General features: G+C 63.5%; 8 protein-coding genes. 2 read left to right on the plus strand and 6 right to left on the minus strand.

What is annotated here, in order from left to right; genetic code table 11:
* Together dapE and BLX41_RS29010 are read right to left on the minus strand one after the other, a co-directional pair.
* The coding region (gene dapE / locus BLX41_RS29005) for a succinyl-diaminopimelate desuccinylase (RefSeq protein WP_259745319.1) at positions 1-896 on the minus strand (896 nt) is incomplete at its 3' end.
* A 185-nt stretch (positions 897-1,081) separates the two neighbouring features.
* Positions 1,082-3,673, minus strand: a complete 2,592-nt coding sequence (locus BLX41_RS29010) for a glycosyltransferase (RefSeq protein WP_123727645.1) — start codon at positions 3,671-3,673, stop codon at positions 1,082-1,084.
* 211 nt (positions 3,674-3,884) lie between these two features.
* Between BLX41_RS29010 and tcdA the strand changes: the two genes are divergently transcribed.
* Complete coding sequence (tcdA, locus tag BLX41_RS29015; RefSeq protein ID WP_123727646.1) at positions 3,885-4,706, plus strand: tRNA cyclic N6-threonylcarbamoyladenosine(37) synthase TcdA; 822 nt, start codon at positions 3,885-3,887, stop codon at positions 4,704-4,706.
* An 82-nt stretch (positions 4,707-4,788) separates the two neighbouring features.
* Here tcdA and BLX41_RS29020 read toward each other — a convergent pair whose 3' ends face one another.
* The 4 genes from BLX41_RS29020 to BLX41_RS29035 form a co-directional block, all read right to left on the minus strand.
* Positions 4,789-5,199 (minus strand): SufE family protein, encoded by a 411-nt coding sequence (locus BLX41_RS29020; protein ID WP_123727647.1) that lies wholly within the window; start codon positions 5,197-5,199, stop codon positions 4,789-4,791.
* The gene (locus tag BLX41_RS29025) at positions 5,196-6,401 is read right to left on the minus strand and encodes an aminotransferase class V-fold PLP-dependent enzyme (RefSeq protein ID WP_123727648.1); all 1,206 of its coding nucleotides are present in this window, start codon (positions 6,399-6,401) and stop codon (positions 5,196-5,198) included. Before BLX41_RS29025 ends, BLX41_RS29020 begins: the two co-directional genes overlap by 4 nt.
* A 76-nt stretch (positions 6,402-6,477) precedes the next feature.
* A complete protein-coding gene (gene dapD, locus BLX41_RS29030) occupies positions 6,478-7,512 on the minus strand; it encodes a 2,3,4,5-tetrahydropyridine-2,6-dicarboxylate N-succinyltransferase (protein WP_015634328.1) in 1,035 nt (344 codons plus the stop codon).
* Between the two features lie 33 nt (positions 7,513-7,545).
* A complete protein-coding gene (locus BLX41_RS29035; RefSeq protein WP_011059519.1) occupies positions 7,546-7,908 on the minus strand; it encodes an ArsC family reductase in 363 nt (120 codons plus the stop codon).
* Between the two features lie 237 nt (positions 7,909-8,145).
* On the opposite strand from BLX41_RS29035, the gene BLX41_RS29040 reads away from it, so the two are divergent.
* A complete protein-coding gene (locus BLX41_RS29040; protein WP_123727649.1) occupies positions 8,146-9,792 on the plus strand; it encodes a Na+/H+ antiporter in 1,647 nt (548 codons plus the stop codon).
* The last annotated feature ends 61 nt before the right edge of the window (positions 9,793-9,853 follow it).

Genomic DNA, 9,853 nt, shown 5'->3' on the forward strand with positions numbered 1-9,853 from the left:
AGGCCGGACAGGGCCCACTCCACGTGCCAGTCCAGGCCGTGCTTGTCGAGGATCGCTGCAACCCGTTGTTGCAGGCCCTCAACGGTGGACTCGGTGGAGAAGCGGAAGTTGAACACCGCCACCAGATCACCCGGGATCACGTTGGTGGCGCCGGTGCCGGAATTGAGGTTGGAAATCTGGAAGCTGGTGGGTGGAAAGAACGTGTTGCCGTCATCCCAGTGTTCGGCCGCCAATTCTGCCAGGGCCGGCGCCGCCAGGTGGATCGGGTTCTTCGCCAGGTGCGGGTAGGCCACATGGCCCTGTACCCCACGCACCGTGAGCTTGGCGCCGAGGGAGCCGCGGCGGCCGTTCTTGACCACGTCGCCCACCAGGCTGGTGCTCGAAGGCTCACCGACGATGCACCAGTCCAGGCGCTCCTTGCGTGCCGCCAGGCGTTCCACCACCGCCTTGGTGCCGTGGTGCGCGGGGCCTTCTTCGTCGCTGGTGATGAGGAAGGCCACCGAGCCCTTGTGGTCGGGGTAGTCGGCGACGAAACGCTCGGCGGCCACCAGCATGGCGGCCAGGCTGCCTTTCATGTCCGCCGCGCCGCGGCCGCAGAGCATGCCGTGTTCGTCGATCAGGGCTTCGAACGGGTCGTTCTGCCAGGCCTGGACCGGGCCGGTGGGCACCACGTCGGTGTGGCCGGCGAAACACAGCACTGGGCCTTCATGTTGGCCATGGGTGGCCCAGAAGTTGTCCACGTCCTCGATGCGCATCGGTTCCAGCTTGAAGCCGGCATCCCCCAGGCGCTGCATCATCAGCTTCTGGCAGTCGGCGTCGATCGGCGTCACTGAAGGGCGACGGATCAGATCACAGGCAAGTTGCAGGGTCGGCGAAAGCTCGGCATGGGCCGTCATGGGTCACTCCGGTGCAAGGCATTGCGTAGGAGCCGGCGGGCCGGCGATGGCGGTGCAAGGGTTGCACCGCGTCGGTTGGTTCGCTGGCAAGCCAGCTCCTACAGGGTTGGGCAGGGCGCGCAAAATGGCGGATATCTTAAAGCAAAACGGCGGCCTGAGGCCGCCGTTTAGTGCTTTGGATCGATTTAGGCAGCAGGAGCCGGCTCGGGTTGTTCCGAAGGTTTTGGCAGTGATGACAGGAACGCCATGACCAGTGCCGCCACATAAGGCAGCGACTGTACCAGGAGCATGGTCACCCAGAAGCGCATGTCGTTGCTCGGCAGCCCCTGCACCAGGAAGATCCCCAGTGCCGCGCCCCACAACAGCAGCATGATGAACAACTCTTCCCGAGCTTCCGAGATCGCCACCCAGAAGCCGTGGTTGTCGGCGTTCTTCGGGGTGCGGAAGAACGGGATGCTGCTGGTGAAGAAACCGTACAGCACCGCCTTGGCAATGGTGTGGGACAAGGCCAGGCCCGCCAGGGCCGCGCAGAATGCGTCCTTGAGGTTGACCCCCACCGCACGGCGGTAGAGGAAGATGATCTTGCCGACCTTGAACACGAACAGCGCCAGCGGCGGGATGGCGAAGATCAGCAGCGGCGGGTCGACCCGTTGCGGCACGATGATCATCGCCGCCGACCACAGCAGGGCGCCGACGGTGAAGAAGATGTTCATGCCGTCCGCCACCCACGGCAGCCAGCCCGCGAGGAAGTGGTAGCGCTGGCCACGGGTCAGCTCGGTGTTCTTGCCGCGCAGCAGACTGGCGGTGTGACGCTTGATGATCTGGATCGCGCCGTAGGCCCAGCGGAAGCGCTGCTTCTTGAAATCGATGAAGGTATCGGGCATCAGGCCCTTGCCGTAGCTCTCGTGGTGGTACGCCGCCGACAGGCCTTTCTCGAACACCCGCAGGCCCAGCTCGGCGTCTTCGCAGATGCACCAGTCGGCCCAGCCCAGTTCTTCGAGCACCGAGCGCCGGGTCATGGTCATGGTGCCGTGCTGGATAATCGCGTCACGGTCGTTGCGGGTGACCATGCCGATATGGAAGAAGCCCTTGTATTCCGCATAGCAGAGCTTCTTGAAGGTGCTTTCGTTCTGGTCGCGATAGTCCTGGGGCGATTGCACGATGGCGATCTTCGGATCGGCGAAGTGCGGCACCATGTGCTTGAGCCAGTTGCGGTCGACGCAGTAGTCGGAGTCGATCACCGCGATCACTTCAGCGTCCTTGGCGGTGTGCGGCAACAGGTAGTTCAGCGCGCCGCCCTTGAAGCCGGCCAGGGGCGCGACGTGAAAGAACTTGAAGCGCGGGCCCAGGGTTTCGCAATAGGCCTGCACCGGTTCCCAGACCGCCGGGTCCTTGGTGTTGTTGTCGATGATCAGGACTTCGAAGTCCGGGTAATCGAGGTTGGCCAGGGCGTTGAGGGTCTGTTTGACCATCTCCGGCGGCTCGTTGTAGCAGGGCACGTGGATCGAGACCTTCGGCCGGTAGCTGGAGTCGCCTTCCACCGGCAGGAATTCGCGCCGGCGCTTGTGGATCCACACTGCTTCGGCCAGTTCATGGGCCTCGGTCAGCAGCACGATGAATACCCCCAGCGCGCCGAGGGCCAGGAGGAAGCCCACCGTCAGGCTGAACCAGGTGCTGTATTGCTGGCTGTAGTCGTAGCCGATCCACACCAGCACCGAACCGCAGAGGAACGCGATAAAGGTCAGGAAGGTGCGGCCGCGCTGGCGCAGGGCCGAGCCGTCGATCATCAGCAGGGTCAGCGACAGCAGCGCCAGCACCACCGAGCCGATGGCCAGCACCCGCCATTGCGGGATCGCCACCACCGGGCCTTCGAAGTTGAATTTCTGCTGGCGGGCGGCGTTGAACACGCCCCAGTAGGCGCCCACCGAACCTTCGTCGCTGGCCTTCCACGGCTGGTCGAAGGCTTCGATGACAAAGTAGTTGTAGCCCTGGCGGTTGAGCTTGTTGACCAGGGTGCGCAGGTAGATCGCTTGGTCTGCCGGGCTGGCGTCGGCGCCACCACGCATGCGGCCGTTGCTCGGCCAGCCCACTTCGGACAGCAGCAGCGGCTTTTTCGGGAACATCTTCTTCAGGTCGCGGGCGCGATCGAGGACGAACTGTTCGGCCTTGTCCACCGGGATGAATTCCCAGTAGGGCAGGATATGCGCGGCGATCAGGTCGACGTGCTTGGCCAGCCCCGGGTTTTCCTCCCAGACGTGCCATTGCTCCGAGGTGGTGACCGGAACTTTTACCGCGGCACGCACCCGGTCGAGAATCACCGACAGTTGGTCGGCGGTGATTTCCTTGCGGAAGATCGCTTCGTTACCCACCACCACCCGCACGACGCTGCGGGAGGTATTGGCCAGTTCGATGGCGCGCATGATTTCCCGCTCGTTGCGCTCCAGGTCCGGGCTGATCCAGATCCCCAGGGTCACGCGCAGGCCGAACTCTTCCGCGAGCCTCGGGATGTCTTGCAGGCTGCCGTCCACCGAATAGGTACGGATGTTGTCGGTCAGCTTGCTCATGATCTCCAGGTCGCGACGCATTTCATCGTCGGACGGGAACTGGTCCTTCTGCGGGAACTGGCCCTGCTGGAAAGGCGAGTAGGAAAAACCGGAGATCTGTTCTGGCCAGTCGGGGGCCGAGACCGGGCGATTGATCAGCGCCCAGAAGCCGGTGAACAGGGCGGCAATGGCCAGCACTATCACCAGATTGAGTCCAAATTTACGCGATGACATAGCTATTTCGGGTTCCAAAAGGTGTGGAACGAGGGAAGGGTTGGCAGGCGCCAAACGGCGGGCATCCTACACCGGCCCTCAACTGAGCGTACAGCGCACAGAGGAAAGCCAGACCTTGGGCACTGTATTCGGGTTTAAGTTCTTTACTTGTAGCTTCAAGGTTAAAACTTGTCGCCTTGAGGCCCTATAATGCGCGCCGGTTTTTTAGGTGATGGTCATGAGTACAGAAGATCCACGGTTTGCCGGCGTCGCCCGTTTGTATGGCATTGAAGGCCTGGAGCGGCTGCGGGCAGCCCATGTGGCGATCGTCGGGGTCGGCGGGGTCGGTTCCTGGGCGGCGGAAGCCGTCGCCCGTTGCGGGGTGGGCGAGATCTCGCTGTTCGACCTCGACGATGTCTGCGTCAGCAACAGCAACCGGCAACTGCATGCCCTGGACAGCACCGTGGGCAAGCCCAAGGTCGAGGTCATGGCCGAGCGCCTGCGGGGCATCAACCCGGACTGCCGCGTGCACGCGGTGGCGGATTTCGTCACCCGCGAGACCATGGCCGAGTACATCACCCCGAACATCGACTGCGTGATCGACTGCATCGACAGCGTCAATGCCAAGGCGGCGCTGATCGCCTGGTGCAAGCGGCGCAAGATCCAGATCATCACTACTGGCGGCGCGGGCGGGCAGATCGACCCGACGCTGATCCAGGTCTGCGACCTGAACCGCACCTTCAACGATCCGTTGGCCTCCAAGGTGCGTTCCACCCTGCGCCGCGATTACGGTTTCTCGCGTACCGTGACCCGGCATTACAGCGTGCCCTGTGTGTTTTCCACCGAACAACTGCGCTATCCGAAGCCGGACGGCAGCATTTGCCTGCAGAAAAGTTTTGTCGGCGATGGCGTCAAGCTCGACTGTGCCGGCGGTTTTGGTGCGGTGATGATGGTAACCGCGACCTTCGGCATGGTGGCGGCGACCAAGGCAGTGGACAAGATCGTTGCTGGCGTGCGCCGCCCGTCGGAGCGCAGCAAGCCCGCCGCCCCGTAGGAGCTGGCTTGCCAGCGAAGAGGGCCGCGAGGAGGGTGCAAGGCTTATGGGCCTGTTCGCCAGCAAGCTGGCTCCTACGGAGTTACGGGGCGCTGGCCAGTTCGCTCATGCGTTGCAAAACGGCGTTCAGGCCATTGCTGCGCGAAGGCGAGAGCTGGCGCGACAGGCCCAACTGGTTGAACCAGTCGGCCAGATCCACTTCCCGCAACTGCTCTGCCGTCAGGCCATTGACCCGCGCCAGGAGCAGAGCCACCAGCCCGCGAATCAGCCGCGCGTCGCTGGCCGCGGCAAACTGCCAATGACCGTTTTCCAGGGCCGCCACCAGCCAGACCTGGCTTTCACAGCCGTGCACCCGGTTGGCCTCGACCTGGTCGGCCTCGCTCAGGGCCGGCAGGCGCTCGCCCCATTGCATCAGCAAGCGTGCACGCTGCTCCCAGCCAGGGGCTTGCTGAAAGACCTTCAGCGCGGCGATGGCATCCGCCGGCAGGCTCATCGCAGCAGCTCCAAGGCCTGATCCAGGGCCTCGAAGAAGCGCTCCAGGTCCTCGGAATCGTTGTACAGCGCCAGGGATACGCGAATCGCCCCGGCGAGGCCGAAGCTCTTCATCAGCGGCATGGCGCAATGGTGACCGGCACGTACGGCAATGCCCTGTTCGGTCAGCAGGTGGGCCAGGTCGGCGTTGTGCACGCCATCGACGACGAAGCTGACCAGGGCCAGTTGCGGCGTGCCCAGCAGGCGGATGCCGTTGCGTGCCTGCAAGCCCTGCAACAGATAGGCGTGCAGCGCGGCTTCATGTGCGGTGACTGCTTGCTGATCCAGTGCGCCGAGATAATCCAGGGTAGCCCCCAGGCCGATAACCCCGGCAATCGGTGGTGTACCGGCCTCGAACCCCAGGGGCGCCGGGCGAAAGCTGGCGTGCTGGTAGTCGGCGTCCTGGACCATTTCTCCGCCGAACTGCCAATGACGCAGGTGCTTGAGCGCGGCATGACGGCCGAACAGCACGCCGACGCCGTCCGGACCATAGAGTTTATGGCTGGAGAACACATAGAAGTCGCAGCCCAGGGCCTGCACATCGTGACGGCCATGAACCACGCCCTGGGCGCCGTCGATCACCGTCAGCGCGCCCTGGGCCTTGGCCATGGCCAGCAGTGGCGTCAAGGGTTGCCAGGCGCCGAGCACATTGGACAACTGGCTCACTGCCAGCAGGCGAGTGCGCGGGCCAATCAGGCGGCTTGCCGCATCAATATCGATCAGTCCGTCGGCATCCAGGGGCAGGATCAGCAGCTTGAGGTCGCGACGTTGGGCCAACTGTTGCCAGGGCAGCAGGTTGGCATGGTGTTCAAGGGCGCTGATGACGATCTCATCGCCGCTTTCAAATCGGTGCTCCAGGCCATAAGCCAGGAGATTCAGCGCACTGGTGGCGCCGTGGGTGAAGACGATCTGCCCGCTGTCACCGGCATTCAGCCATTGGCCGACCTTGCTGCGGCTGTCTTCGAACGCTTGGGTGGCGTGGGCGCCGGGCAGGTGTTGCGCACGATGCACATTGGCCGCGCCATTGGCGTAATAGTGCGCCAGGGCGTCCAACAGGGCTTGGGGTTTTTGCGTGGTGGCGGCGTTGTCCAGGTACGTCTGGTCCTGGCGATGCAGGGCGGCGATGGCCGGGAAGTCGGCGCGCCAGGGGGAGGGTACAAGCATGGTGGCAGAACTCGTTTGAACAGGCCGGGCGCCGATGATAAGCGCCCGGCCGGTTCCAGTGAAACCGAATCGCTGCTTAGTTGTGAGCGTGCAGCGCTTCGTTCAGCTCGATCGCCGACTTGTGGGTCTTGCACTCCACGGCGCCGGTTTCCGAGTTGCGGCGGAACAGCAGGTCCGGTTGGCCGGCCAGTTCACGGGCCTTGAGCACTTTGACCAACTGGTTGTTCTCGTCCAGCAGCGCCACCTTGGTGCCGGCGGTCACGTACAGGCCCGACTCCACGGTGTTGCGGTCGCCCAATGGAATGCCGATACCGGCGTTGGCGCCGATCAGGCAGCCTTCGCCCACCTTGATCACGATGTTGCCGCCACCCGACAGGGTGCCCATGGTGGAGCAACCGCCGCCCAGGTCAGAGCCTTTGCCGACGAATACGCCAGCCGATACGCGGCCTTCGATCATGCCCGGACCTTCGGTACCGGCGTTGAAGTTGACGAAGCCTTCGTGCATGACGGTAGTGCCTTCGCCGATGTAGGCGCCCAGGCGAATCCGTGCGCTGTCAGCGATACGTACGCCGCTCGGCACCACGTAATCGGTCATTTTCGGGAATTTGTCCACGGAGAACACTTCCAGCAGCTCGCCGCGCAGGCGGGCTTCCAGTTGACGCTCGGCCAGCTCGCCGAGGTCGATCGCGCCCTGGCTGGTCCAGGCCACGTTCGGCAGCAGCGGGAACACCCCGGCCAGGCTCAGGCCGTGCGGCTTGACCAGACGGTGGGACAGCAGGTGCAGCTTGAGGTAGGCCTCTGGAGTGGAAGTCAGTTGGGCGTCTTCTGCCAGCAGGGTGGCTACCAGCGGCTTGTGGCTTTCGGCCAGGCGGGTCAGCAGGGCCGCCTGGGTGGCGTCGATGCTCTTCAGCGCGTCGGCCATTTGCGCGGCCTGGGCGGTGGTGAAGGTGATGGCCTGGTTGCCTTCGCTGTAACCGAGGATCGGTGCGACAGCGGCAACGATTTCGGCGGCAGGGTTGAGCAGTGGCGATGCGTAGAACACTTCCAGCCAGGCGCCTTGACGATTTTGGGTGCCGACACCGAATGCCAGGCTGAACAGAGTAGTGGACATGCAGTTACCTCTTGCGAAATAGAGTGAGCAGGCTTACTTGAGCGCCGCTGCGTAAAGGTCTGGCTTGAAGCCAATCAGGGTCTTGTCTCCGAGGTCGAGCACCGGGCGCTTGATCATCGAAGGTTGCGCGAGCATCAGTTCAACGGCTTTCGCCTGGTCGAGATCGGCTTTGCTTTCGTCATCGAGTTTGCGAAAGGTCGTGCCCGCGCGGTTCAACACCACCTGCCAGCCGTGCTCGTCGCACCACTGATTCAGGTGCTCACGGTCAATGCCGGAGGTTTTGTAATCATGGAAGTCATAGCTGACAGCGTGTTCATCGAGCCAGGTGCGCGCCTTTTTCATGGTGTCACAGGCTTTGATGCCGAAAAGGTGCAACGTTTTGCTTGAAGCGGTCAAGGAATTGCCCCCTTTGGAGATGCTGGAGATGAAAGGTCACGGATTATGCCACGACCGCGCCGATTCGGCGTCGGCTGCTGCGGGGCTTTGTCGCATTGTATTTCCGCGCCCGGGCGCCGTTGCGACTTTTGTGCAGCGGCGTAAACGCAGCTTAAGCGGCTAATATGGCACTTCTGCGGTGAATTCCTGCCGCTGTTGTGCGTCTGCTTTGAAGTTTCAGATCGGGAAGCCCGCTTTATGCAAACCGCCTATACCGTCCTCATCCTGCTGATGCTGGTGAGCCTCTCGCGTCTTGTCGGACGGGTGATTCCGCTGCCCTTGCCTTTGGTGCAGATTGCCGCCGGCGCCTTGCTGGCCTGGCCGACCCTGGGTTTGCACGTAGCCCTGGACCCGGAACTGTTCCTTTTCCTGTTCCTGCCGCCCCTGTTGTTTTCCGACGGTTGGCGCATGCCCAAGCGCGAGTTCTGGCGCTTGCGAGGCCCGATCCTGACCCTGGCGGTGGGCCTGGTGCTGTTCACCGTGGTCGGGGCCGGGTATTTCATTCACTGGCTGCTGCCGACCATCCCGTTGCCGGTGGCTTTCGCCCTGGCCGCGGTGCTATCGCCCACCGACGCTGTAGCGGTGTCGGCCATTTCCCAGAACCGCCTGCCAACCCCGCTGATGCACATGCTCCAGGGTGAGGCCCTGATGAATGATGCCTCGGGCCTGGTGACTTTCAAGTTCGCCCTGGTGGCCGCCGTTACCGGGGTGTTCTCCCTGGCCAATGCCAGCCTGACCTTTGTGCTGGTGGCGGTGGGCGGGCTGGCGGTCGGGGTGGCGCTGAGCTGGCTGGTCGGGCGCCTGCGGGCCTGGATGATCGCCCGAGGCTGGGACGATCCGGCAACTCATGTGGTGTTCATGCTGCTATTGCCGTTTGCGGCCTATGTCCTGGCCGAGCGCCTGGGGGCCTCGGGCATTCTTTCGGCGGTGGCGGCGGGAATGATGCAGAGTTGGCTCGACCTGCTGCCGCGTCAGACCAGCACCCGACTGCTCAATCGCAGTGTCTGGTCGCTGCTGGAATTCGCCTTCAATGGCCTGATTTTCCTACTGTTGGGACTGCAGTTGCCTGACATCATCAAGGCGGTGGTCAGCCATGAAACTTCCCTCTGGCCGACCCTGTTCTACCGCTGTCTGGATGTGCTGGCGATCTTCCTGGTGCTGTTGGTATTGCGCTTTATCTGGGTGCAGAGCATCTGGCGTCTGTCCGGGCTGCTGCGGCGCTGGCGCGGCAAGGGTGAACTGACCCTGGTGCCCACGGCCCGCTCCTGCTGGCTGCTGACCGTGGGTGGAGTGCGTGGGGCGGTGACCCTGGCCGGCGTGATGTCGGTGCCCTTGTTCCTGGGCGCTGGGGAGTCATTCCCCGAACGTGATCTGCTGATCTTTATCGCTGCCGGGGTGATCCTGTTGTCCCTGGTGGCGGCCTGCATCGCCTTGCCGCTGCTGTTGCGCGGTATCGTCAAAAGCCCCGATGACAAACGCCGTGGAGAAGTCCGCGATGCCTGGCGCAAGACCGCCGAGGCGGCGATCCATGCCCTGGAAGCCGAGGAAGTGGCTGAGACCAGTGAGGCCCCCGATGCGGCCCAGGCGGCACTGGCCACCGAGCTCAAGGGGCGCTTGATGGCCGAATACCGGCATCAGTTGGAGGTCTACAACGATTCCGCCGAGGCCCAGGCCCTGGCGTTGCAGATGGACTTGCTGGAGCGGCGCCTGCGGCTCAAGGCCTTGCGGGCGCAACGGCTGGAGCTGTACCGCCTGAGCCGACATCACCAGATTGGTGATGATGTGCTGCGTGAGGTATTGGCGGACCTGGATTTGAGCGAGGCGAATCTGGGGCAGGTGAAGTGAGCGAATAACGCTTTCGCCGGCAAGCCGGCTCCTACCGGGAGGGTGTAGGAGCCGGCTTGCC

This window comes from Pseudomonas protegens, assembly GCF_003732485.1.
Classification (GTDB): domain Bacteria; phylum Pseudomonadota; class Gammaproteobacteria; order Pseudomonadales; family Pseudomonadaceae; genus Aquipseudomonas; species Aquipseudomonas protegens_B.

Excerpts from the sequence above, each read along its gene's own strand:
- BLX41_RS29010 (WP_123727645.1), bottom strand. The coding sequence starts at position 3,673 with ATGTCATCGCGTAAATTTGGACTCAATCTGGTGATAGTGCTGGCCATT.
- tcdA (WP_123727646.1), top strand. The coding sequence starts at position 3,885 with ATGGTCATGAGTACAGAAGATCCACGGTTTGCCGGCGTCGCCCGTTTG.
- BLX41_RS29020 (WP_123727647.1), bottom strand. The coding sequence starts at position 5,199 with ATGAGCCTGCCGGCGGATGCCATCGCCGCGCTGAAGGTCTTTCAGCAA.
- BLX41_RS29025 (WP_123727648.1), bottom strand. The coding sequence starts at position 6,401 with ATGCTTGTACCCTCCCCCTGGCGCGCCGACTTCCCGGCCATCGCCGCC.
- dapD (WP_015634328.1), bottom strand. The coding sequence starts at position 7,512 with ATGTCCACTACTCTGTTCAGCCTGGCATTCGGTGTCGGCACCCAAAAT.
- BLX41_RS29040 (WP_123727649.1), top strand. The coding sequence starts at position 8,146 with ATGCAAACCGCCTATACCGTCCTCATCCTGCTGATGCTGGTGAGCCTC.